The organism is Hydrogenophaga sp. YM1 (assembly GCF_016903055.1).
Taxonomy (GTDB): Bacteria; Pseudomonadota; Gammaproteobacteria; order Burkholderiales; family Burkholderiaceae_C; genus Hydrogenophaga; species Hydrogenophaga borbori.
This window is the reverse complement of record NZ_CP070223.1, coordinates 1,558,305-1,579,982: the sequence shown is the minus strand read 5'-3', so window position 1 is coordinate 1,579,982 and position 21,678 is coordinate 1,558,305. Positions and strand designations below refer to the sequence as shown.

Here is a 21,678-nt window from a genome sequence, read left to right as displayed (position 1 = left end):
CAAAAACTTACAAGAACCTAGATCATCGCCATCTGTTTCACCGGGGGCATGGAACTTCCGATTTAGCACTCCCTCCAACCGAGTGCTAATATTCTTGTCCGATACCCCGAGGAGGTCATCCATGTCCCATTCGCTGATTCCTGTGGCCGCTGCGCCGAGCAGCGATCTGGCCGTGGCCGGGTCCTGGTCGAACCGCTCGCTCACGCTGCCGCCGCTGGGCAATCTGGACGCCTACATTTCCGCCGTGAACCGCCTGCCCCTGCTCAGCCTGGAGGAGGAACAGGACGCGGCGCGCCGCCTGCGCGACCACAACGACCTGGACGCCGCCGGGCGCCTGGTCCTGTCGCACCTGCGGTTGGTCGTCTCCATCTCCCGCCAGTACCTGGGCTATGGCCTGCCGCACGGCGACCTGATCCAGGAAGGCAACGTGGGCCTGATGAAGGCCGTCAAGCGCTTCGACCCTGAGCAGGGCGTGCGTCTGGTGAGCTACGCCATCCACTGGATCAAGGCCGAGATCCACGAGTACATCCTGAAGAACTGGCGCATGGTCAAGCTGGCCACGACCAAGGCCCAGCGCAAGCTGTTCTTCAACCTGCGCTCGCGCAAGCAGGGCCTGCGCGCCGAAGCCGCCGACGGCGACACCCACCGCGAGGTGCTGAGCGACGCCGAAGTGGGCCTGGTGGCGCGTGAACTGAACGTCAAGCCCGACGAGGTGCGCGAGATGGAAACGCGCCTGGCCGGCGGCGACGTCGTGTTGGACCCGGGCCCGGGTGACGACGGCGAAGAGGCGTTCGGCCCCATCGCCTACCTGGCCGACCAAACGCAAGAGCCCACGGCGGTGCTGGAATCGGCCCAGCGCGACCGGCTCGCCACCGAAGGCGTGGCGCAGGCCATGGGCGAGCTGGACGAGCGCTCGCGCCGCATCGTGAGCGAGCGCTGGCTCAAGGTGAACGACGACGGCTCGGGTGGCATGACCCTGCACGAACTGGCCGCCGAGTACGGCGTGAGCGCCGAGCGCATCCGTCAGATCGAGGTGGCGGCCATGAAAAAGATGCGCAAGGCGCTCGCCGCCTACGCCTGATCCGGCCGGCGCGACGGCACAATCGCGCCCCATGCCTTTCTTTGCTCCCGTAGGGCGGCGCCTGCGCGCCGCCCTGGGCCTTTGCCTGGCCCTGCTCTGCCTCCCCGCCTTCGCCACTGACGCGGCCCCCTCCGATCCCGCGCCCATCGCGCTGGACGCGCGCCGGGCCACCATTTCCCTGGACGGCCGCAGCCAGCAGCTGCTGGACCCGACCGGCGCCTTGGGCATCGATGAGATCGCGGCGGGCCCCCCCGGCCTGAGCTGGCGCCTGCGCGGCGCGGACGAGCGCGTGGTGCTGTCGGGCCAGACCGCGCTGTGGCTGCGTTTCGACGTGCTGATGCGCGACACCCAGGCGCACTGGGAGCTGGAACTCGCGCGCTCGGGCACCGACGCCATATCGATGTACTACCGCGACGCCCACGGCCAGTGGCGCGTGCAGCGCGCCGGCGACCGGCTGGCGGTGAGCGACTGGGCCAACCCCGACCGCTACCCCGTGTTCAGCCTGGACGTGCGCCCGGACGAAACGGTGCGCTACTGGGTGCGGGTGGAGCACGCGCGCGTGCCCTTCTCGGGCGTTTTCCAGCTGCACGACCACAACACCCTGCGCGAGCAGCGCATCCATCAGCAGTTTGTCCTGGGCGCCTATTTCGGCATGGCCATGCTGCTGACGGTGGTGGCGCTGGTGAACATGGCGGTGTTCCGCGACGCCGCCTTCGCAACCTACGCGATCTACATCAGCCTGCTGGGCCTGAGCATGGCCGCGTCCTTGGGCGTGGGCGGACAGTTCCTCTGGCCCAACCTGGTGCGCTGGAACCAGAGGGCGGAGTTCATCCTCCTGCCCCTGATGGGCCTGGTGGGCCTGATGTTCGTGCGCCAGGTCGCCCAGCCGCGGCGCATCGGGCGCACCCTGGACCGGCTGAGCCTGGCGCTGTCGGCGGCCTGGCTCATCGGCGTCGTGTGGGACCAGTTGCGGCCCAGCGCCTTGAGCCTGCAGGTCTTGAGCGCGCTGGGCACCCTGTCCATGCTCACCATCGCGGCCATGCTGGGCATGGCGTGGCGCAGCGGCGAGACCTGGATCCGCTGGTTCGCGGTGAGCATGGTGCCGGTCCTGCTGGCCTCTACCCTGCCGGTGCTGCGCAATTTCAACCTGTTGTCGTCGAGCTTCCTGTCGCAGTACGGCATCGTGATCGCCGCGGCTATCGAGGCGCCCTTGCTGTTCTACGCCCTGCTGATGCGTTCGCGGATTCAGCACGAGACCCAGGCCCGCGCCCATGCGCTGGAGCGCACCGAGCCGCTGACCGGCCTGACACACCGGCCGCATTTCCTGCTGCGCCTGCACGACAGCCTGGTGCGAGCCCAGCGCTACGGCCACCACAGCGCCCTGCTGCTGGTGCACCTGCACAACCACGCCGAGATCGCCGCCCGCCACGGCCGCGAGGTCGCCGACCGCGCGCTGGTGATCGCCGCCTCGCAGTTGCGCGCGGTGGCGCGCGACGTGGACACGGCCGCGCGGGTGGACGACGACAGCTTCGCGCTGCTGATGGAGGGCCCTGTGAAGCCCGATCAGGTGCTGCACACGGCCACCAGCCTGCTGGCCAATGGTCTGCGCCTGTCACCGCGCCTGCCCGCGGGCACCACGCTGCGCCTGCGGGTGGTGGCCGCGCTGCTGCCCGATGCCGACGGCGAGCTCGCTCAGGATGCCGCCGCCCACCTCGAGTGGATGCGCCAGGGCATGCTCACGCTCAGCGAAGAGCCGCGCAAGGCGATCCTGCGGCTGAACTTCTGAGCGCCGGGGTTCAGCTCTCGCGGCGCAGCGCGGGGAACAGGATCACGTCGCGGATGCTGGGGCTGTCGGTCAGCAGCATCATCAAGCGGTCGATGCCGATGCCGCAGCCGCCGGCGGGCGGCATCCCGTACTCGAGCGCGCGGATGTAGTCGGCGTCGAAGTGCATGGCCTCGTCGTCGCCGCCGTCCTTGGCGTCCACCTGGGCCTGGAAACGCGCGGCCTGGTCCTCGGCGTCGTTCAGCTCGGAGAAGGCGTTGCCGAATTCGCGACCGGTGATGTAGAGCTCGAAACGCTCGGTCACCTCGGGTCGCTCGTCGTTGGCGCGCGCCAGCGGCGAGATCTCGGTCGGGTGCTCCATGATGAAGGTGGGGTTCCAGAGCTCGCTCTCCACCTTCTCCTCGAAGAACAGCACCTGCAGCGAGGCCAGGCTGCGCTTGGAGAGCTGGTCTTTTTCCTCGTTGAGGCCGAGCTTGCGCAGCTGGCCGAGCAGCCAGTCGGCGTTGTCCACGTTCGCGCCCGCGTCGGTGTACTTGACGATGGCGTCGCGGATGGTCAGGCGCTCGAAGGGCGAGTCGATGTCGACCGCGCGGCCCTGGTAGCTCACCTCGCCCTCGCCGCGCACCGTGCGCACCACGTGTCGGATGAGCTGTTCCGAAAAGTCCATGAGGTCGCGGTAGTTCCAGTACGCCGCGTAGAACTCCATCATGGTGAACTCGGGGTTGTGGCGCACCGAGATGCCTTCGTTGCGGAAGTTGCGGTTGATCTCGAACACGCGCTCGAAGCCACCCACCAGCAGCCGCTTGAGGTACAGCTCGGGCGCGATGCGCAGGAACATTTCCTGGTCGAGCGCGTTGTGGTGCGTGACGAAAGGCTTGGCGTTGGCACCGCCGGGGATGGGGTGCAGCATCGGCGTCTCGACCTCCAGGAAGCCGTGCGACACCATGAACTGGCGCAGCGCCGTGACGGCCTGGCTGCGCGTGACGAAACGGCGGCGCGCGCCCTCGTCGGTCATCAGGTCCACGTAGCGCTGGCGGTACTTGATCTCCTGGTCGGCCACGCCGTGGAACTTGTCGGGCAGCGGGCGCAGGCTCTTGGTGAGCAGGCGGATCTTGTCGGCGTGAATGGTCAACTCGCCGGTGCGGGTGCGAAACAGCGTGCCCTCGGCGGCCACGATGTCGCCCAGGTCCCAGTGCTTGAAGGCGTTGTGCTGGGCCTCGCCCACGCTGTCGTTGTTCAGGTAGATCTGGATGCGCCCGCCGCTGGGGCCCAGCGAGGCGTCCTGCAGCGTGGCGAAGCTGGCCTTGCCCATCACGCGCTTGAGCATCATGCGGCCCGCCACGCTGGCGCGCACTGGCGTGGCCTCCAGCGCTTCCTTGCTGCTCTCGCCATGGGCGGCGAACAGCGCAGCGGCGTTGTCCGTGGGCTTGTGGTCGTTCGGGAAGGCCACCCCCTCGCCCCGCTTCTGGCCCTCGCGCAGGGCCTTGAGCTTCTCGCGCCGTTCGGCGATCAGCTGGTTCTCGTCTTGCGCCACGGGGGCGGCGGTGTCGGGGGTGTTGGCTTGGCTCATGAAATGAAAAGCGGGTTGGGCGCCTGAATGGCGCGCAACCCGCGATTGTAGTTTTGCGACGGAACCCGCCGCGCCGCGGGGCCTGAGGCCTATTCGCCCAGGTACGCCGCGCGGACCTTCGGATCGGTCAGCATCTGTTTCGCGTCACCGCTCATGATGATCTCGCCCGAGTCCATCACGTAGCCGCGGTCGGCGATCTGCAGGGCGCGGCTGGCGTTCTGCTCCACCAGCAGAATGGTCACGCCCTGCGCCGACACGTCGCGCACGACCTCGAAGATCTTGTCGACCATGATCGGCGACAGACCCATGGACGGCTCATCGAGCAACAGCACCTTGGGCTGGCTCATGAGCGCGCGCGCCATCGCCAGCATCTGCTGCTCGCCGCCGCTCATGGTGCCGGCCAGCTGGTCCTTGCGTTCCTTCAGGCGCGGGAAAATGCCGAACATGCGCTCGATGTCCTGCGCGATGCCGGCCTTGTCCTTGCGCACGTAGGCGCCCATCTGCAGGTTCTCGGTGATGCTCATGCGCGTGAACACGCCGCGACCTTCCGGCACCATGGCCAAGCCCTGCTTCACCAGGTCCCAGGCGCCCTTGCCCTTGATGCTTTGGCCCAGGTATTCGACGTCGCCCGCCTCCATGGCGAGCGAGCCGGTGATGGCCTTCATGGTGGTGGTCTTGCCCGCGCCGTTGGAGCCGATCAGCGTGATCAGCTCGCCCTCGCGCACTTCGAGGTCGATGCCCTTGACCGCCTTGATGCCGCCGTACGAGACCTTGAGGCCGGCGACCTTGAGTAGTGTGTTTGCCATGCTGTTCTCCTGCCGACTCAATGCCCGCCCGTGCCGAGGTAGGCCTCGATCACCTTCGGGTCCTTCTGCACCTCGGCCGGCGTGCCGGTGGAGAGCTGCTTGCCGTAGTCGAGCACGGTGACGCGGTCGCACAGGCCCATCACGAGCTTCACGTCGTGCTCGATGAGCAGGATGGTGCGGTTGTCCTGGCGGATGCGGTCGATGAGTTCGCGCAGCTGGACCTTCTCGGTGGCGTTCATGCCGGCGGCGGGCTCGTCGAGCGCGATGAGCTGCGGGTCGGTCGCCAGGGCGCGCGCGATCTCCAGGCGGCGCTGGTCGCCGTAGCTCAGGGTGCGCGACTTGTAGTCGGCGAACTTGCCGATGCCCACGTAGTCGAGCAGTTCCTTCGCCCGCTCGGCGATCTCGCGCTCCTCGCGCTTGAAACCGCCGGTGCGCAGGATGGCACCGAGCAGGCCCGAGTGCGTGCGCACGTGGCGGCCCACCATCACGTTTTCCAGCGCCGTCATTTCGGCGAACAGTCGGATGTTCTGGAAGGTGCGCGCGATACCGGCGCGGGCCACCTCGTGCACCGCCGTGGGCGTGTAGGGCTTGCCGGCCAGCTCGAACGTGCCGCTGTCGGGGGTGTAGAGGCCGGTGAGCACGTTGAAGAACGTGGTCTTGCCCGCGCCGTTGGGGCCGATCAGTCCATAGACCTGGCCGCGACGGATTTCAATGCCCACGTCGCTGAGGGCTTGCAGGCCGCCAAAGCGCTTGGAGACGCTGGCGACTTTCAGGATGGTGTCTGTCATGCCGCGCTCCTCACTTGCTCAGGGACTTGCCGTGTTCCGGTGACGGCCACAGGCCCTTGGGACGCAGCAGCATGATGACGATCATGGCGAGCGCGATGAGCAACTGGCGCAGGATCTCGGGCCCCAGGCGGCCATCGGTCATGGCCGTGAGCGGGTGCGCCACGTGGCGCAGCAGCTCGGGCAGTCCCGCCAGCACCAGGGCGCCGAGGATGACGCCCGGGATGTGGCCCAGGCCGCCCAGCACCACCATGGCGACGATCATCACCGACTCCATGAGGATGAAGGACTCGGGGTAGACGCCGCGCATGAACGAGGCGAACAGCACGCCGGCAATGCCGCCGAAGGTGGCGCTCATGCCGAAGGCCGCCAGCTTGAGGTTGCGCGTGTTCAGGCCCATGGCCTTGGCGGCGATCTCGTCCTCGCGGATGGCCATCCACGCACGGCCGATGCGCGAATCCTGCAGGCGGTAGGCGATGACGATGGCCAGCACCACGAAGAACAGGATGAGGTAGTAGTACAGCGTGACCGACTGGAAGGTGTAGGAGAACCCCCCGATATCGATCGACAGGCTCTGGCTCATGCGGTGCCCGAAGACGCTCACCGCATCGACGTTCGTCAGGCCTTTGGGGCCGTTGGTGATGTTGATCGGCCGGTCGAGGTTGAGCATGAAGATGCGCACGATCTCGCCGAAGCCCAGGGTCACGATGGCCAGGTAGTCGCCGCGCAGCTTGAGCACCGGAAAGCCCAGGATCAGGCCGGTGACGCCGGCCACGATGCCGGCGACCACCATCACGATCCAGAAGTTCATGTGCAGGCCGTTGGGGAAGGTGGCGGCCAGCCAGGCGAAGGTGTCGGTGAGGTGCGGCGAGGCCAGCAGGCCGTAGAGGTAGGCCCCGACCGCGAAGAAGGCGATGAAGCCGAGGTCGAGCAGGCCGGCGTAGCCCACCACGATGTTCAGGCCCAGGGCCAGCAGCACGTAGAGCAGCGCCACGTCGACGATGCGCACCCAGGAGTTGCTGCCGGTGGCCTGCAGCGCGAGGGGCAGGATCAGCATCAGCGCCGCGATCACCAGGAAGGCGATCAGCTTGACGGGTTTGGCGTTCAGCATGAGGTCTCTCCCGTCACGTCAGGCGCGGTCCGCCACGCGCTCGCCCAGCAGGCCCGAGGGTCGCAGGATCAGCACGAAGGCCAGCACGATGAAAGCGAAGATGTCGGTGTACTGGCTGCCCAGGAAACCGCCGGTGAGCTTGCCGAGGTAGCCGGCGCCCAGCGACTCGATCAGGCCCAGGGCCACGCCGCCGAGCACGGCACCCGCGAGGTTGCCGATGCCGCCCATGACCGCGGCCACGAAGGCCTTGAGGCCGGGCATGAAACCCATGGCGTGCTGCACCGTGCCGTAGTTGGACGCCCACATGATGCCGGCGATGGCCGCCAGCATGGCACCGATGATGAAGGTGGCGGAGATGACCACGTCGGGCTTGATGCCCATGAGCGCCGCCACGCGCGGGTTCTCGGCGGTGGCGCGCATGGCGCGGCCGAGGTTGGTGCGGTTGACCAGCCACATCAGCAGCGCCAGCACGATGACCGTGGTGGCGAGGATGGTGATCTGGGTGATGGAGAGCACGGCGCCGAAGAAGTCGATCGGCTCGCGCGACAGCGTGGCGGGATAGGACTTGGGGTTGGGTTTCCAGATGATCATCGCCAGCGTCTGCAGCAGGATGGAAACCCCGATGGCGGTGATCAGCGGCGCCAGGCGCGGTGAGTTGCGCAGCGGCCGGTAGGCCAGTTTCTCGATGGTGAAGTTGAGGGCCGCGCAGACCACCATGGCGATGGCGGTGGCGATGATGAGGATCATCCAGCCGGCCATGTCGGGCGAGGCCTCGCGCATGGCGGTGATGATGGTCCAGCTGGTGAGCGCCCCCACCATGAGCACGTCGCCGTGGGCGAAGTTGATGAGGCCGATGATGCCGTACACCATCGTGTAGCCCAGGGCCACAAGCGCGTACATGCTGCCCAGCACCAGTCCGTTGAGGATCTGCTGTAGCAAGACTTCCATGAAAGGTTCTCCGTGGTTTTTGACCGCGGGGGTGCTGTTGCCGCGCCCCCCGTTTCAACCTAGCAAAAAACCCGCCAGAGGCGGCCTGGATAAGGCCGGGGGCGGGTCGGTGGTGCGCGATTGTAGCGAGGGGTATCCACGCACAGACTGGGTTGACACCCCTGAAATTCCAGGGAAAACCCGGGTCAGCCGTGACGGTATCAGTTCGTCTGAGGCCCCATCAATCCGCCTGATGGTTGAGGCGGCGCAGCTCGCGCAGCTTCTCGCCGATGCGGATTTCCAGGCCGCGATCGACCGGCTCGTAGAAAACCGGCGGCGCCATGCCCTCGGGGAAGTAGTTCTCGCCAGCGGCGAAACCACCGGCCTCGTCGTGCGCGTAGCGGTAGTCCTTGCCGTAGTCCAGCGACTTCATCAGTTGGGTGGGCGCGTTGCGCAGGTGCAAAGGCACCGGCCGGGTGCCGTCGCGCTTGACGAAGGCGCGCACCTGATTGAAGGCCTTGTAGACGGCGTTGGACTTGGGCGCCACCGCCAGGTAGACCACGCACTCGCCCAGTGCCAGTTCGCCCTCGGGCGAACCCAGGCGCTCGTACACCTCCGCGGCGTCCAGGGCCAGGCGCAGCGCGCGCGGGTCGGCCAGGCCGATGTCCTCGGCCGCCATGCGGATCAGCCGGCGCGCCACATAGCGTGGGTCGACACCGCCATCCAGCATGCGAACGAACCAGTAGAGCGCGGCGTCGGGGTCGGAGCCGCGCACGCTTTTGTGCAGGGCACTGATGGTGTCGTAGAACTGTTCGCCGCCCTTGTCGTAGCGGCGCATGCGCTCGCCCAGCACGCGCAGCAGCCAGGCGTCGGTCACGCGGTCCAGTTGCTCGCGCCGGGCCGCGACGGCCAGCGTCTCCAGGGTGTTGAGCAGGCGGCGCGCGTCGCCATCGGCGTAGGCAATCAGGCGGTCGAGCGCGGCGTCCTCGATGGCCGGCACGGCGTCGATGGCGCGGGCCTTGGCCACGATGGCTCGCAGGTCGTCCTCGGTGAGAGGCTGCAGCACATACACGGCCGCGCGCGACAGCAGCGCGGAATTCACCTCGAACGAAGGGTTCTCGGTGGTGGCGCCGATGAAGGTGAACAAGCCGCTCTCGACGTGCGGCAGAAAGGCGTCCTGCTGGCTCTTGTTGAAACGGTGCACCTCGTCGACGAAGACGATGGTGCGCTGCGGATGCAGGCCGTCGCGCGCGGCCTGGGCCTGCTCCACCGCCTCGCGGATGTCCTTCACACCGCCCAGCACCGCGCTGATGGTGATGAACTGCGCGTCGAACGAATCCGCCATGAGGCGCGCGATGGTGGTCTTGCCCACCCCGGGCGGGCCCCAGAGGATGCAGCTGTGCGGCTGCCCCGATTCGAAGGCCAGGCGCAGGGCCATGCCCTCGCCCAGCAGGTGCTGCTGGCCGATCACCTCGCCCAGCGTGCGCGGGCGCAGCCGCTCAGCCAGGGGCGCGTGGGCGTTGGGAGCGGTCGCCACGCCGTCGGTCAGTTGCGGATCACGTCGGCACCGGCCGGTGGCTCGAAGCGGAAATCGCCCGGTTTCAGGCCCGGGCTGGCCTGCCAGCCCTTGAACGTGAGTTCCGAGCGCTGGCCCAGGCCATCCACGATTTCGAGCACCGCGAGCTGGTTGCCTCGCAGGCCGATGCGCACGCGCTGGAGTTGGCCGTCGCGGGCCTTGGGCAGGGCCTCGACCCACTGCAGGCCGTCCTTCTCGGGCAAGGCCTTGAAGTCGAAGGCCGCGCGCAGCGCCGACAGGTCGCCGCCCGAGGCGATCAGCGCGGCCGGCGTGCTGCCCAGCGCGTCCTTCTGGGCGCGCACGCTCACCTGGTTCAGGTCCACGTCGTGCAGCCAGAGACGCTGGCCGTCGGCCACGATGGTCTGCTCGAAAGGCTTGGCGTACACGAAGCGGAAACGGTCGGGGCGCAAGAACTCGAAGCGCCCCGTGCTGGAGCGCTGGCGCGGCGCGGTCTCGCCCGACTTTTTCGGCGAGGTGACCACCTGGGTGAAGTCGGCGCGCGCGCTGTCCACCTCACGCAGGAAGCTGTCCAGGGCGCTCAGGCCATCGGCGTGCGCGGGCCCGGCCAGGCTCAGCAGCGACACGGCAGCCGCCGTCAACAAGGTGCGAATGTTCATGGCCATGTGACCCCAGGACGGGCTGCGAGTTGCATCATTCCACGCGCCCGCCGACCAGGATGTCGCGCTGCCCGCTGCTGGTGAGCGCACTCACCAGGCCGGCTTTCTCCATGTCTTCCAGCAGGCGCGCGGCGCGGTTGTAGCCGATCTTGAGCTTGCGCTGCACGTACGAGATGCTGGCCTTGCGGTCCTGCAGCACGATGGCCACGGCCTGGTCGTACAGCGGGTCCTTTTCGCCGCCGCCCCCGTCGCCGCCCTCGCCGAACATGTCACCGCCCTCGCCGTCGGCGCCGCCGCCGTCGAGCACGCCGTCGATGTAGTTGGCCTCGCCCTGCTGCTTGAGGTAGCCCACCACGCGGTGCACCTCGTCGTCGCTGACGAAGGCGCCGTGCACGCGCGTGGGAAAGCCCATGCCCGAGGGCAGGTAGAGCATGTCGCCCATGCCCAGCAGGCTTTCGGCGCCCATCTGGTCGAGGATGGTGCGGCTGTCGATCTTGCTGCTCACCTGGAAGGCGATGCGGGTCGGGATGTTGGCCTTGATCAGGCCGGTGATCACGTCCACGCTAGGGCGCTGAGTGGCCAGCACCAGGTGGATGCCGGCGGCGCGCGCCTTCTGCGCCAAACGCGCGATGAGCTCTTCGATCTTCTTGCCCACCACCATCATCAGGTCGGCCAGCTCGTCGATCACCACCACGATGTAGGGCAGCGGCTCCAGCGGTTCGGGCTGCTCGGGCGTGAGCGAGAACGGGTTGCCGATCACCTCGCCGCGCGCCTTGGCTTCTTCGAGCTTGGTGTTGTAGCCCGCGAGGTTGCGCACGCCCACCTTGCTCATGAGCTTGTAGCGCTTCTCCATCTCGGCCACGCACCAGTTCAGGCCGTTGGCCGCGTGCTTCATGTCGGTGACCACGGGCGCCAGCAGGTGCGGAATGCCCTCGTAGACGCTCATCTCGAGCATCTTCGGGTCGATCAGCAGCAGGCGCACGTCCTTGGGGTCGGCCTTGTAGAGCAGCGACAGGATCATGGCGTTGATGCCCACCGACTTGCCCGAACCCGTGGTGCCGGCCACCAGGCAGTGCGGCATCTTGGCCAGGTCGGCCACCACCGGCTGGCCGCCGATGTCCTTGCCCAGGCCGATGGTGAGCAGCGACTTGGCGTCGTTGTAGACCTGCGAGCCCAGGATTTCGGACAGGCGGATGGTCTGGCGCTTGGCGTTGGGCAGTTCCAGCGCCATCAGGTTCTTGCCCGGGATGGTCTCGATCACGCGGATCGACACCAGCGAGAGCGAGCGCGCGAGGTCGCGGCTGAGATTGACGATCTGCGAGCCCTTCACGCCGGTGGCGGGCTCGATCTCGTAGCGCGTGATCACCGGGCCCGGCGCGGCCGCGACCACGCGCACCTCCACGCCGAAGTCCTTGAGTTTCTTCTCGATCAGGCGGCTGGTCATCTCCAGCGTCTGGGCGTCCACCGTGCTCTGCTGGCCCGGCGCGGCGTCCAGCAGGTCCACCTGCGGCAGCTTGCTGTCGGGCAACTCGGTGAACAGGGGCTTCTGGCGCTCCTTGGCCACACGCTCGCTCTTGGGCACCTCGACCATGGTCGGCTCGATGAGCACGGGCACCGGGTGGTGCTCCTCGATCTCCACGCGCTCGGTCTTCACCACCTCCTCGCGCTCACGCGCGGCGGCGCGGCCGATGCGCTCGTCCTCCACCGCCTCGCGCTTCTCGCGCCGGGCCTCGAACCAGCCGTCGACCGTGTGGCCGACCACCTCGGCCCAATGGCCCCAGGAGAAGCGGAACACCAGCGGCAGGCAGGCCAGCAGGGCCGCCAGCAGCGCCAGCGCCGCCCCGGTGAAGCCCAGCCAGCGCTCGGCCACGGGCCCCAGGGACTGCCCCAGCACGCCGCCCGAATGGCCGGGCAGGAGGGCCTCCAGCCGATGCAGGCGGCTCCACTCCAGCGCGCAACTCACCATCAGCAGGACGACCAGGCCGCCCCAGAAGGCCGCACGGCGCATGTGTGGCCGCTGCCACCAGCGCGGCTCGGCCGGCACGGGCGAAGGACCACGCAACCAGCGCGCCAGGCCCGAGAGCCAGGCCCGCACGCCGGCGGCGAAGCACCACCAGACCGAAAACCCGAACAGGAAATAGCTGGCGTCGGCCACGATGGCGCCCAGCCGGCCGGCCCAGTTGCGCACCTCGGGGGACGTGCCCGTGGTGCTCCAGGCCGGGTCGGCCAGCGAGTGGCTCAGCAGGGCAATCAACCAGAAGGCCAGTGCGGCGGCGCCGAGCACGAGGCCGATTTCCTGGGCGAAACGCGCGATGCCACTGGGCGCGGACGCGCCCTGCTGGTCGGCGTTGAGGGTATTGAGTGAATAGGTCATGGCGCGGAAGCAAGCCCAAGCTTACCCCAGCGCACCCCCCTGCCTCAGCCCCTCACGACAGACTCAACCGAGGGTGTTGAGCCGCTCCTTGATGATGGTGCTGCCGTCCTCGGCGACCTCGATGAAACCCCGATCCTCCAGGTCCTTCATGACGCGGCTGACCATCTCGCGCGAGGCGCCGATCATCTTGGCCACGTCCTGACGGGACACTCGCTCGCGGATCATCAGCTGGCCGTCGCGTCCGGGCTGCGCCTGCTCCAGCAGCGCGCGGGCCACGCGGCCGTATACGTCCAGCAGAGCCAGGGACTCAATCTTGCGGTCGGCCTGCCGCAGACGCTGCACCAGGCCGCGCATCACGGCATAGGCCATGGAAGAGTTCTCGGGCAGGCAGCGCGCGAACTCATTGCGGCCCAGGATCAGCACATCGGTCTGCACCTCGGCGCGCACCGTGGCCGAGTGCGGCTGGTTGTCGATCAGACTCATTTCGCCCACGTAGTCGCCCGGGTTCATGGTGGCCAGGATGACCTCGCGGCCGCGGCTGTCGGTGGTGACGACCCGGGCCCGGCCGGTGAGCACGATGGCCAGGCAGTTCGATTTCTTGCCCTGCTCGACGATCATTTCGCCGCGCTTGTAGCGGCGCTTGACCACCGCGTCCGCCACCGATTCGGCCTGGGCCTGCGTGAGGGTTGAAAACAGCGGCACGCGACGGATCAGGTCGAGATTGGACAGAATGGACATGCGTGTAATCCCAGACAGCGGGGAAAAGAGGGCCCGCTTCCCTACAATCCCGGCCGGTCATGGCTTTCGGCGATCGCCGCCATTGACGCGCGTTATTTGACTATCGCGCCGGGTATCTCCATATACCCCCTCGACTCTAAACCAATTGCTCCGTTTTTCGATAGCGCGCACCCATATGAAACACGCCAAAGTCCTGATCCTGGGTTCCGGCCCCGCCGGCTACACCGCCGCCGTGTACGCGGCCCGCGCCAACCTCAACCCGGTGCTCATCACCGGCATCGCCCAGGGCGGCCAGCTCATGACCACGACCGAGGTGGACAACTGGCCCGCCGACGTGGACGGCGTGCAGGGCCCTGATCTGATGCAGCGTTTCCTGCAGCACGCGGAACGCTTCAAGACCGAGATCGTCTTCGACCACATCAACAAGGTCGACTTCTCCAAGCGCCCCTTCACCCTCACCGGGGACAGCGGCACCTACACCTGCGACGCGCTCATCCTCGCCACCGGCGCGTCGGCCCAGTACCTGGGCCTGCCATCCGAAGAAGCGTTCATGGGCAAGGGCGTGAGCGCCTGCGCCACCTGCGACGGCTTCTTCTACCGCGGCCAGACCACCTGCGTGATCGGCGGCGGCAACACCGCGGTCGAGGAAGCGCTGTACCTGTCCAACATCGCCAGCAAGGTCTACCTGGTGCACCGCCGCGACAAGTTCCGCGCCGAGCCCATCCTGGTGGACAAGGTGATGGAGAAGGTCAAGGAAGGCAAGATCGAGCTCAAGCTCTTCAAGACCCTGGACGAGGTGCTCGGCGACCAGACCGGCGTCACCGGCATCCGCCTGAAGGACACCCAGACCGGCGCCACCGAGGAACTGAAGCTGCAGGGCTGCTTCATCGCCATCGGCCACCGACCGAACACCGAGATTTTCCAGGGCCAACTGGAGATGAAGGACGGCTACATCGTCACGAAATCGGGGCTCAGCGGCATGGCCACCATGACCAGCGTGCCCGGCATCTTCGCGGCGGGCGACGTGCAGGACCATGTGTACCGCCAGGCCATCACCAGCGCCGGCACGGGCTGCATGGCCGCGCTGGACGCTCAGCGCTTCCTGGAGCAGCAGGGCGCCTGAGCCCCCCTGCCCGTCCTATTTGGCCGCCCAGGCCGGCTATGGCTATAATTGCGGGCTTTGCTGAAAGTCCGGCGTTGCCGGGCCAACCGCGATTTTGGGTTACCGCCACCCACAACTGGCGAGGTGAGGCTGGACGCCAGTCGCCGGGAATTCCCCCGGCGGCCCGCCGCGAACAGCCGTGTGAATGGATCGGAGTGTCCTCATGGCACGCGTCTGCGACGTCACGGGCAAGAAGCCCCAGGTCGGGAACAACGTTTCCCACGCCAACAACAAAACCAAGCGCCGGTTCCTGCCGAACCTGCAATACCGCCGTTTCTGGGTCGAGAGCGAGAACCGCTGGGTGCGCCTCCGCGTCTCCGGCGCTGCCCTGCGCCTGATCGACAAGAAAGGCATCGACGTCGTGCTGGCCGACATGCGCGCCAACGGTCAGGCTTAAGGAGAATCACCATGGCAACCAAAGGCGGTCGCGAAAAGATCAAACTGGTGTCCTCCGCGGGCACCGGCCACTTCTACACCACGGACAAGAACAAGAAGACCACGCCGGACAAGCTGGGCTTTATCAAGTTCGACCCGAAGGCCCGCAAGCACGTGGAATACAAGGAAGCGAAGCTCAAGTAAGAGCCCGTTTCCCCAACAAAAAACCCGCTGTGAGAACAGCGGGTTTTTTGTTGCCTGCTCACGCCGCCGAGCGGCGTGAGCGCATGCCGCTCAAGCGTGTGCCGAGCGCAGGCGGATGGAGAAGTCGCGCAGCGCGGCGATGCCGCTCTCTTCCGCGCGGCGGCACCAGGCCTGCAGGTCGGCGGCGAGCTGCTCGCGCGTGGCGTTGGTGCTGGACCACAGGGCGCGAAGCTCTTCGCGCATGGTCACCATCTTGTCGAGCACCGGGTGCTCGGCGCGAACCTGGGCCAGCTGCGGCTTGACGGCGGCGGGCACCTTGTCGTCGTCGCGGTGCAGCCAGCGCTTGGCGGCCGTCAGCACCGAAGCGTCCGCCTGGCGGGCCTTGAGCGTGGCGATTTCCACCTTGCAGGCCTCCCGCAATTCGCGCGCGTAGCCGGCCATCACCTCATAGCGGTTGGCGATGATGGCCTCCAACGTCTGCTCGTCGGCCACCGGCTTGACGGCGCCGAAGGCCATCTTGGGCGGCACCTTCTTGACCGTGGCCAGGCCCAGCGACTGCAGGATGCTGATGTACATCCAGCCGATGTCGAACTCGTAAGGCTTGACCGACAGCTTGGCCGAGGTGGGGTAGGTGTGGTGGTTGTTGTGCAGCTCCTCGCCGCCGATGATGATGCCCCAGGGCGAGACGTTGGTGCTGCCGTCCACCGCCTCGAAGTTGCGGTAGCCCCACCAGTGGCCGATGCCGTTGATGATGCCGGCGGCCGTGATGGGAATCCAGGCCATCTGGATCGCCCAGACCATCAGGCCCAGGGCGCCGAACAGCACCACATCGAGGATCAGCATGAGGCTCACGCCCAGCGCCGAGAAGCGCGTGTAGAGGTTGCGCTCGATCCAGTCGTTCGGCGTGTTGTGGCCGTAGCGCGCCATGGTGTCGGCGTTCTTGGCCTCGGCACGGTAGAGCTCGGCGCCTTCCCAGAACACCTTCTTGATGCCGAAGATGTGCGGGCTGTGGGGGTCGCCTTCCTGCTCGCACTTGGCGTGGTGCTTGCGGTGGATGGCCGTCCATTCCTTGGTGACCATGCCGGTGGTCATCCAGAGCCAGAAGCGGAAGAAGTGCGCGGCGATCGGGTGCAGATCGAGCGAGCGGTGGGCCGAGTGGCGGTGCAGGTAGATCGTGACGCTGGCGATGGTGATGTGCGTCAGCACCAGCGCGATCAGCACGACCTGCCACCAGCTGGCGCCGGTCACGCCGTTGATCAGGAAGTTCACCACGCCGTCGAGCAACGCGGAAAAGGCACCAGGGTCGGAAGCGGTCATCGAAGTCCTATCAGGACTGCCCGGAAACGGAGGACAAGCCTTCACACGCGCCCGGGGCAGGCGGGCGGCGCAGGCAGGATTTTAGGCGGGGGGTGTCTCCCGACCAAGCCATTGGTCCCCGGCAAAGGCCGGAAGTGCCCGTTACTTCAGGGCCAATTGACCCCGATCAAGCTTTTTTCCGCCAGACGGCGGCGAAAAAGCCGTCGGTGCCGTGCCGGTGGGGCCACAGGCGCAGGAAACGCCCTTCGTCGGCCGGGCCGCACAAGGACGGGGCGTCGGGCACGCGCAGGGCGTCCAGCAACGGCGCCACCGGTTCAACCTCGAAGCCGGGGTGCGCTGCCGAAAAGGCCTCGGCCACGGCCTCGTTTTCATCGCGCAGCAGGCTGCAGGTGGCGTAAACCAGCCGCCCGCCGGGCTTGAGCAGGCGCGCCGCGCTGTCCAGGATGGCGCGCTGCGTGGCGGCCTGCGCGGCCACGGTCTCGGGGGTCTGGCGCCACTTGAGGTCGGGGCTGCGGCGCAGCGTGCCCAGGCCGGAGCACGGCGCGTCGACCAGCACCCGATCGATCTTGCCGGCCAGGCGCTTGATGCGCTCGTCGCGCTCGTGCGCGATGGCCACGGGGTGCACGTTGGACAGGCCGCTGCGCGCCAGGCGCGGCTTGAGCGCGTCGAGCCGATGGGCCGAGGTGTCGAAGGCGTAGAGGCGGCCGGTGTTGCGCATGGTCGCCCCGATGGCCAGGGTCTTGCCACCGGCGCCGGCGCAGAAGTCCACCACCATCTCGCCGCGCCTGGCGTCGAGCAGCAGCGCGAGCAACTGCGAGCCTTCGTCCTGCACCTCGAGTTCGCCGTTCACGAAGGCCGGCAGCCGGGCCAGCGAGGGCTTGCCCTGCAGGCGGATGCCCCAGGGCGAATGCACCGTGGGCTCGGCCTTCAGGCCCGCGGCGCGCAGCGCGGCGAGCGCCGCCTCGCGCTTGGCCTTCAGGGCGTTGACCCGCAGGTCCAGCGGCGCCGGCTGCAGCAGGCTCGAGGCCAGCTCGTCGAAGCCCTCGCCCACCTGCGCGCGCAGGGCGTCGGCCAGCCACTGCGGCAGGTTGTGGCGGTGCGGCGCCAGCCATTCGTCCTCGCGCACCTGGGCGCAGGCGTCCAGCCAGACCTTTTCCGGCTCGCTCAGCGCGCTCTTGAGGAAATCGCGGTCGCCCGAGAAGCCCAGGATGGCCAGGCGGCGCCACTTGGAGCCACTGCCCGAGCGCGCCAGCCATTCGAACTTGAGGCGCTCACGCAGCGCGGCGTAAACGGTATCGGACAGGGTGGCGCGCTCGCGCGGGCCCAGCGACTTGTTCTCGCGGAAATGGCGGGCGACGACGGCGTCGGCGGGGTGGTCAAAACGGAACACGGCCTCGACCAGGGCGGTGCATTCGTCGAGCAGGGCTTTGGGGTGCATGGGGGCGGTATTGTCCCACTGGGATAATCGAGGGCTATGTCTGAAATCCAGGACCAGGTGCGCCGGCGCCGCACCTTCGCCATCATTTCCCACCCCGACGCGGGCAAGACCACGCTCACCGAAAAGCTGCTGCTCTTCTCGGGCGCGATCAACATCGCCGGCAGCGTGAAGGCGCGCAAGGCCGCGCGCCACGCCACCAGCGACTGGATGGAGATCGAAAAGCAGCGCGGCATCTCGGTGGCCTCCAGCGTGATGCAGATGGAATACCGCGACTGCGTCATCAACCTGCTGGACACCCCCGGCCACCAGGACTTCTCTGAGGACACCTACCGGGTGCTGACCGCTGTGGACGCGGCGCTGATGGTGATCGACGCGGCCAACGGCGTGGAGCCGCAGACGCGCCGGCTGCTGCAGGTCTGCCGCGCCCGCAACACGCCCATCATCACCTTCGTCAACAAGATGGATCGCGAGGTGCAGCAGCCGCTGGACCTGATGGACGAGATCGAGCGCGAGCTGGGCATGACGGTGGTGCCCTTCACCTGGCCCGTGGGCATGGGCAAGACCTTCCGTGGGGTGTACGACCGCCGCGCCGAGCAAATGCGCGTCTTCGCCGCCGGCGACGACAAGCGCGGCGGCGAGGAAGAGGTGCTGGCCGGCCTGGACAACCCCGAAAGCGCCACGCGCTTCGGCAGCGAGTTCGCCCAGGCCAAGGACGAGCTGGAACTGGTGGCGGGCGCCTCGCCCGCCTTCGACGAGCAGGCCTTCCTGGGCGGGCATCAGACGCCCATGCTGTTCGGCTCGGCCGTCAACAACTTTGGCGTGCGCGAGGTGCTGGACGCGCTGGTGGACCTGGCGCCGCCGCCCGGACCGCGGCCGGCGATCCAGCGCACCGTCGAGCCCGAGGAGCGCAAGTTCAGCGGCGTGGTCTTCAAGATCCAGGCCAACATGGACCCGGCGCACCGCGACCGCATCGCCTTCGTGCGCGTGGCCAGCGGCCACTTCGAGCGCGGCATGCGCCTGAAGGTGGTGCGCAGCGGCAAGGAGCTGCGCCCCAACACGGTGGTGAGCTTCCTGTCGCAGCGCCGCGAGCTGCTCGACGAGGCCTTCGCGGGCGACATCATCGGCATCCCCAACCACGGCGTGCTGCAGCTGGGCGACACCCTGACCGAGGGCGAGGCGCTGCAGTTCACCGGCCTGCCCTTCTTCGCGCCCGAGATCATCCGCAGCGTGGAGGTGGCCGATCCGCTGCGCAGCAAGCAGCTGCGCGCCGGCCTCACCCAGCTCGGCGAGGAAGGCGCGATCCAGGTCTTCCGCCCGGTGGCCGGCAGCGTGCTGCTGCTGGGCGCCGTGGGCCAGCTGCAGTTCGAGGTGGTGGCCCACCGCCTGGAGCACGAGTACGGCGTCAAGGCGCGCATCACCGGCAGCTCGTACAACGTGGCGCGCTGGGTGACCTGCGCGCCCGAGGACGGCGGCGAGCAGGAGCTCAAGCGCTTCATCGACGCCAACGCCCACCGCGTCGCGCTGGACGCGGTGGACGCGCCCACCGTGCTGCTGGACCACATGGCGACGTTGCGCGCGGTCGAGGCCAACTGGCCGAAAATCAGGTTCCACGCCATGCGCGAGCACGCGGGGCTGGTCTTCCACAAGTCCATGTGACGGCGCCCATCCATCACGTCCAGGTTCGGCCCGGCCCCATGGCCGGCGTGCACGCCGTGCTGACGCACAGCGCCCGCGGCTTCGGCCGGCACTGGCACGACAGCTTCGGCTTCGGCGTGATGGACGAAGGCGCCCACCGGTCCGCCAGCGGCCGCGGCCCGGTGCTCGCGACCGCCGGCAAGCTGATCGCCACCAACCCCGGCGAGGTGCACGACGGCCTGCCCATCGGCGAACAGGCGCGCCGCTGGCGCATGGTGCACGTCAGCCCCGAGGCCATGGCCGCGCTGTCCGACCTGCGGCCCGGCCACGAGATCACCCAGCCGGTGTTCGACGACCCCCTCCTGCACGGCGCCATCCACCGCCTGTTCCTCTGCTGGGACGGCAGCGCCCCTGCCGCGGATCACGCGCTCTGGGACGAGGCCCTGACCAGCGCCTGCGGCCTGCTGGCCCAGCGCCACGGCAACCGCCAGCCGGGCGAATCCGGCCTCGACACCCTGGGCCTGGCCCGGGCGCGCGAGCGCCTGCTCGACGGCCTGGAGCGAGCGCCCGGCCTGGACGAGTTGGCCGGCCTGGCCGGCCTGTCGCGCTTCCAGCTCGTGCGCCAGTTCGCGCGCGCGCACGGTCTGCCGCCCTTGGCCTGGCTGCTGCAGCAGCGGCTGGGCCGTGCGCGGGCGCTGATCGCCGCCGGCACGCCCCTGAGCGAGGCCGCCCTGGCCTGCGGCTTCGCCGACCAAAGCCACCTGAACCGCCACTTCGTGCGCTGCTTCGGCTTCACCCCCGGCGCCTGGCGCCGCGCCTGGCTGCAATAACGTTCAAGACGGCCCGCGCGCGGCGCGCCAGGATTCGCCCACGGCCCGGTTCATCGGGCCGCCCTGTCGACACCCGGAGCGCCGCATGCCCAGCCTCGAATTCCTCCTCACCTCCGCCGTCGTGGTGGTTACGCCCGGCGCGGGCGTGCTGTTCACCGTCTCCACGGGCCTGTCTCAGGGGCGGCTCGCCAGCGCCTATGCCTCGCTGGGCTGCACCCTGGGCATCCTGCCGCACATGGCCGCCACCGCCCTGGGCCTGGCCGCCGTGATGCACGCGGGCGCCCCGGCCTTCCAGTTGCTGAAGCTGGCCGGCGTGCTCTACCTGCTGTTCCTCGCCTGGATGACCTGGCGGGACCGCTCGGCCTTCGCCGCCGCGGCCCCGGGCACGCCCCCGCAGTCGCCGCTGCGCCTGGTCGTCAAGGCGGTGCTGGTCAACGCGCTCAACCCCAAGCTGACCTTGTTCTTCTTCGCCTTCCTGCCCCAGTTCATGGACCCGGCCAACCCGGCGCCCATGCGGCAGTTCGCCGTGTTGAGCGCGGTCTTCATGCTCATGACACTGGCCGTGTTCGTGGCCTACGGTGCGCTCGCCGACGCCTTCCGCCAGCGCGTGCTGGCCTCGCGGCGCACGCAGGACGCGCTGCGCCGCGGCTTCTCGGCCGCGTTCGCGCTGATGGCGGCCAAGCTCGCGCTGAGCGGGCGCTGAACCGCCCCGGCGGGCCCTCAGCCGCCCGCCAGGCAGCGCTCCACGGCGCGCGGGTAAATCAGGTGCTCCTGCGTGAGCACCCGCGCCGCCAGCGCCTCGGCCGTGTCGCCGGGCAGCACGGGCACCACGGCCTGCGCCAGGATCTCGCCATGGTCAAGCTCGCCGGTGACGCGGTGCACCGTGGCGCCGGCCACGCGGCAGCCCATCTCGATGGCGCGCTGGTGCGTCTTCAGGCCGGGGAAGGCCGGCAACAGGCTGGGGTGGATGTTGAGCAGCCGGCCCTCGTAGTGGCGCACGAAGCCCGGCGTGAGGATGCGCATGAAGCCCGCCAGCAGCACCAGCGCGGGCGCGTGGGCGTCTATGGTGGCCATGAGCGCGGCGTCGAAGGCCTCGCGGTCGGCGTGCCGCTGGTGGTCGACCACCGCGGTGGCCAGGCCGCGCTCGCGGGCCCAGGCCAGGCCGGCGGCGTCGGGCCGGTTGCTCAGCACCGCCACCACGCCCGCGCCAAAGCGCTCGCCCCAGCGGTCCCGCGCCGACGCCTCCACCAGGGCGGCCATGTTCGAGCCGCTGCCCGAGATGAGGATGACGATCGGACGGGCTGGGCGCGCTGGCATGGGGCGGGAGTGTAATGAGGCCGGCCGGCGGC

20 protein-coding genes are annotated in these 21,678 nt (G+C 68.5%); 8 read left to right on the top strand and 12 right to left on the bottom strand.

Going from position 1 to position 21,678, the window contains the following annotated elements; translation table 11 throughout:
- The first annotated feature begins 121 nt into the window (after positions 1-121).
- Positions 122-1,081: an RNA polymerase sigma factor RpoH gene (gene rpoH / locus JNX00_RS07570; RefSeq protein WP_070400599.1), complete on the top strand. Its 960-nt coding sequence runs from the start codon at positions 122-124 to the stop codon at positions 1,079-1,081.
- Between the two features lie 31 nt (positions 1,082-1,112).
- Positions 1,113-2,867 carry a 7TM diverse intracellular signaling domain-containing protein gene (locus JNX00_RS07565; RefSeq protein WP_204744570.1) on the top strand — a complete coding sequence of 585 codons (1,755 nt, stop codon included), beginning with the start codon at positions 1,113-1,115 and terminating at the stop codon, positions 2,865-2,867.
- 10 nt (positions 2,868-2,877) lie between these two features.
- On the opposite strand, the gene lysS is transcribed toward JNX00_RS07565, so the two are convergent.
- The 9 genes from lysS to JNX00_RS07520 all read right to left on the bottom strand — a co-directional run bounded on the left by lysS (position 2,878) and on the right by JNX00_RS07520 (position 13,368).
- The gene (lysS, locus tag JNX00_RS07560) at positions 2,878-4,434 is read right to left on the bottom strand and encodes a lysine--tRNA ligase (protein ID WP_204744569.1); all 1,557 of its coding nucleotides are present in this window, start codon (positions 4,432-4,434) and stop codon (positions 2,878-2,880) included.
- Positions 4,435-4,523: 89 nt separating this feature from the next.
- Positions 4,524-5,240 carry an ABC transporter ATP-binding protein gene (locus JNX00_RS07555; RefSeq protein WP_116960593.1) on the bottom strand — a complete coding sequence of 239 codons (717 nt, stop codon included), beginning with the start codon at positions 5,238-5,240 and terminating at the stop codon, positions 4,524-4,526.
- Positions 5,241-5,257: 17 nt separating this feature from the next.
- Positions 5,258-6,028: an ABC transporter ATP-binding protein gene (locus JNX00_RS07550; protein ID WP_070400603.1), complete on the bottom strand. Its 771-nt coding sequence runs from the start codon at positions 6,026-6,028 to the stop codon at positions 5,258-5,260.
- A 10-nt stretch (positions 6,029-6,038) separates the two neighbouring features.
- Complete coding sequence (locus JNX00_RS07545; RefSeq protein ID WP_070400604.1) at positions 6,039-7,136, bottom strand: ABC transporter ATP-binding protein; 1,098 nt, start codon at positions 7,134-7,136, stop codon at positions 6,039-6,041.
- Between the two features lie 18 nt (positions 7,137-7,154).
- Complete coding sequence (locus JNX00_RS07540; RefSeq protein ID WP_070400605.1) at positions 7,155-8,084, bottom strand: branched-chain amino acid ABC transporter permease; 930 nt, start codon at positions 8,082-8,084, stop codon at positions 7,155-7,157.
- Positions 8,085-8,304: 220 nt separating this feature from the next.
- Positions 8,305-9,600 (bottom strand): replication-associated recombination protein A, encoded by a 1,296-nt coding sequence (locus JNX00_RS07535; RefSeq protein ID WP_204744568.1) that lies wholly within the window; start codon positions 9,598-9,600, stop codon positions 8,305-8,307.
- Positions 9,601-9,608: 8 nt separating this feature from the next.
- Entirely contained in the window at positions 9,609-10,256 is a 648-nt protein-coding gene (lolA, locus tag JNX00_RS07530; protein WP_204744567.1) for an outer membrane lipoprotein chaperone LolA, read from the bottom strand.
- 34 nt (positions 10,257-10,290) lie between these two features.
- On the bottom strand, positions 10,291-12,630 hold the full coding sequence (locus JNX00_RS07525) for a DNA translocase FtsK (protein ID WP_070400607.1): 2,340 nt from the start codon (positions 12,628-12,630) through the stop codon (positions 10,291-10,293).
- Positions 12,631-12,693: 63 nt separating this feature from the next.
- Positions 12,694-13,368: a Crp/Fnr family transcriptional regulator gene (locus JNX00_RS07520; protein WP_009516830.1), complete on the bottom strand. Its 675-nt coding sequence runs from the start codon at positions 13,366-13,368 to the stop codon at positions 12,694-12,696.
- Positions 13,369-13,543: 175 nt separating this feature from the next.
- Between JNX00_RS07520 and trxB the strand changes: the two genes are divergently transcribed.
- From trxB to rpmG, 3 genes are all read left to right on the top strand, one after another.
- Positions 13,544-14,491: a thioredoxin-disulfide reductase gene (gene trxB, locus JNX00_RS07515; RefSeq protein WP_070400608.1), complete on the top strand. Its 948-nt coding sequence runs from the start codon at positions 13,544-13,546 to the stop codon at positions 14,489-14,491.
- A 202-nt stretch (positions 14,492-14,693) separates the two neighbouring features.
- The gene (rpmB, locus tag JNX00_RS07510; protein WP_070400609.1) at positions 14,694-14,927 is read left to right on the top strand and encodes a 50S ribosomal protein L28; all 234 of its coding nucleotides are present in this window, start codon (positions 14,694-14,696) and stop codon (positions 14,925-14,927) included.
- A gap of 11 nt (positions 14,928-14,938) precedes the next feature.
- A complete protein-coding gene (gene rpmG, locus JNX00_RS07505; protein ID WP_070400610.1) occupies positions 14,939-15,109 on the top strand; it encodes a 50S ribosomal protein L33 in 171 nt (56 codons plus the stop codon).
- A 90-nt stretch (positions 15,110-15,199) separates the two neighbouring features.
- On the opposite strand, the gene JNX00_RS07500 is transcribed toward rpmG, so the two are convergent.
- Positions 15,200-16,426: a fatty acid desaturase gene (locus JNX00_RS07500; protein WP_070400611.1), complete on the bottom strand. Its 1,227-nt coding sequence runs from the start codon at positions 16,424-16,426 to the stop codon at positions 15,200-15,202.
- Positions 16,427-16,592: 166 nt separating this feature from the next.
- Positions 16,593-17,864, bottom strand: coding sequence for an RsmB/NOP family class I SAM-dependent RNA methyltransferase (locus JNX00_RS07495; protein WP_204744566.1), 1,272 nt, complete (start codon positions 17,862-17,864; stop codon positions 16,593-16,595).
- 36 nt (positions 17,865-17,900) lie between these two features.
- Between JNX00_RS07495 and JNX00_RS07490 the strand changes: the two genes are divergently transcribed.
- From JNX00_RS07490 to JNX00_RS07480, 3 genes are all read left to right on the top strand, one after another.
- The gene (locus JNX00_RS07490; RefSeq protein ID WP_070400613.1) at positions 17,901-19,520 is read left to right on the top strand and encodes a peptide chain release factor 3; all 1,620 of its coding nucleotides are present in this window, start codon (positions 17,901-17,903) and stop codon (positions 19,518-19,520) included.
- 38 nt (positions 19,521-19,558) lie between these two features.
- Positions 19,559-20,329, top strand: a complete 771-nt coding sequence (locus JNX00_RS07485; protein ID WP_070400614.1) for an AraC family transcriptional regulator — start codon at positions 19,559-19,561, stop codon at positions 20,327-20,329.
- Positions 20,330-20,414: 85 nt separating this feature from the next.
- On the top strand, positions 20,415-21,032 hold the full coding sequence (locus JNX00_RS07480) for a LysE family translocator (RefSeq protein WP_204744565.1): 618 nt from the start codon (positions 20,415-20,417) through the stop codon (positions 21,030-21,032).
- A 17-nt stretch (positions 21,033-21,049) separates the two neighbouring features.
- On the opposite strand, the gene purN is transcribed toward JNX00_RS07480, so the two are convergent.
- The gene (gene purN / locus JNX00_RS07475; RefSeq protein ID WP_070400616.1) at positions 21,050-21,646 is read right to left on the bottom strand and encodes a phosphoribosylglycinamide formyltransferase; all 597 of its coding nucleotides are present in this window, start codon (positions 21,644-21,646) and stop codon (positions 21,050-21,052) included.
- Positions 21,647-21,678 lie beyond the last annotated feature (32 nt).

Coding starts and splice junctions, on each gene's coding strand:
- rpoH (WP_070400599.1), top strand. CDS start 122: ATGTCCCATTCGCTGATTCCTGTGGCCGCTGCGCCGAGCAGCGATCTG.
- JNX00_RS07565 (WP_204744570.1), top strand. CDS start 1,113: ATGCCTTTCTTTGCTCCCGTAGGGCGGCGCCTGCGCGCCGCCCTGGGC.
- lysS (WP_204744569.1), bottom strand. CDS start 4,434: ATGAGCCAAGCCAACACCCCCGACACCGCCGCCCCCGTGGCGCAAGAC.
- JNX00_RS07555 (WP_116960593.1), bottom strand. CDS start 5,240: ATGGCAAACACACTACTCAAGGTCGCCGGCCTCAAGGTCTCGTACGGC.
- JNX00_RS07550 (WP_070400603.1), bottom strand. CDS start 6,028: ATGACAGACACCATCCTGAAAGTCGCCAGCGTCTCCAAGCGCTTTGGC.
- JNX00_RS07545 (WP_070400604.1), bottom strand. CDS start 7,136: ATGCTGAACGCCAAACCCGTCAAGCTGATCGCCTTCCTGGTGATCGCG.
- JNX00_RS07540 (WP_070400605.1), bottom strand. CDS start 8,084: ATGGAAGTCTTGCTACAGCAGATCCTCAACGGACTGGTGCTGGGCAGC.
- lolA (WP_204744567.1), bottom strand. CDS start 10,256: ATGAACATTCGCACCTTGTTGACGGCGGCTGCCGTGTCGCTGCTGAGC.
- JNX00_RS07525 (WP_070400607.1), bottom strand. CDS start 12,630: ATGACCTATTCACTCAATACCCTCAACGCCGACCAGCAGGGCGCGTCC.
- JNX00_RS07520 (WP_009516830.1), bottom strand. CDS start 13,368: ATGTCCATTCTGTCCAATCTCGACCTGATCCGTCGCGTGCCGCTGTTT.
- trxB (WP_070400608.1), top strand. CDS start 13,544: ATGAAACACGCCAAAGTCCTGATCCTGGGTTCCGGCCCCGCCGGCTAC.
- rpmB (WP_070400609.1), top strand. CDS start 14,694: ATGGCACGCGTCTGCGACGTCACGGGCAAGAAGCCCCAGGTCGGGAAC.
- rpmG (WP_070400610.1), top strand. CDS start 14,939: ATGGCAACCAAAGGCGGTCGCGAAAAGATCAAACTGGTGTCCTCCGCG.
- JNX00_RS07500 (WP_070400611.1), bottom strand. CDS start 16,426: ATGACCGCTTCCGACCCTGGTGCCTTTTCCGCGTTGCTCGACGGCGTG.
- JNX00_RS07495 (WP_204744566.1), bottom strand. CDS start 17,864: ATGCACCCCAAAGCCCTGCTCGACGAATGCACCGCCCTGGTCGAGGCC.
- JNX00_RS07490 (WP_070400613.1), top strand. CDS start 17,901: ATGTCTGAAATCCAGGACCAGGTGCGCCGGCGCCGCACCTTCGCCATC.
- JNX00_RS07485 (WP_070400614.1), top strand. CDS start 19,559: ATGGCCGGCGTGCACGCCGTGCTGACGCACAGCGCCCGCGGCTTCGGC.
- JNX00_RS07480 (WP_204744565.1), top strand. CDS start 20,415: ATGCCCAGCCTCGAATTCCTCCTCACCTCCGCCGTCGTGGTGGTTACG.
- purN (WP_070400616.1), bottom strand. CDS start 21,646: ATGCCAGCGCGCCCAGCCCGTCCGATCGTCATCCTCATCTCGGGCAGC.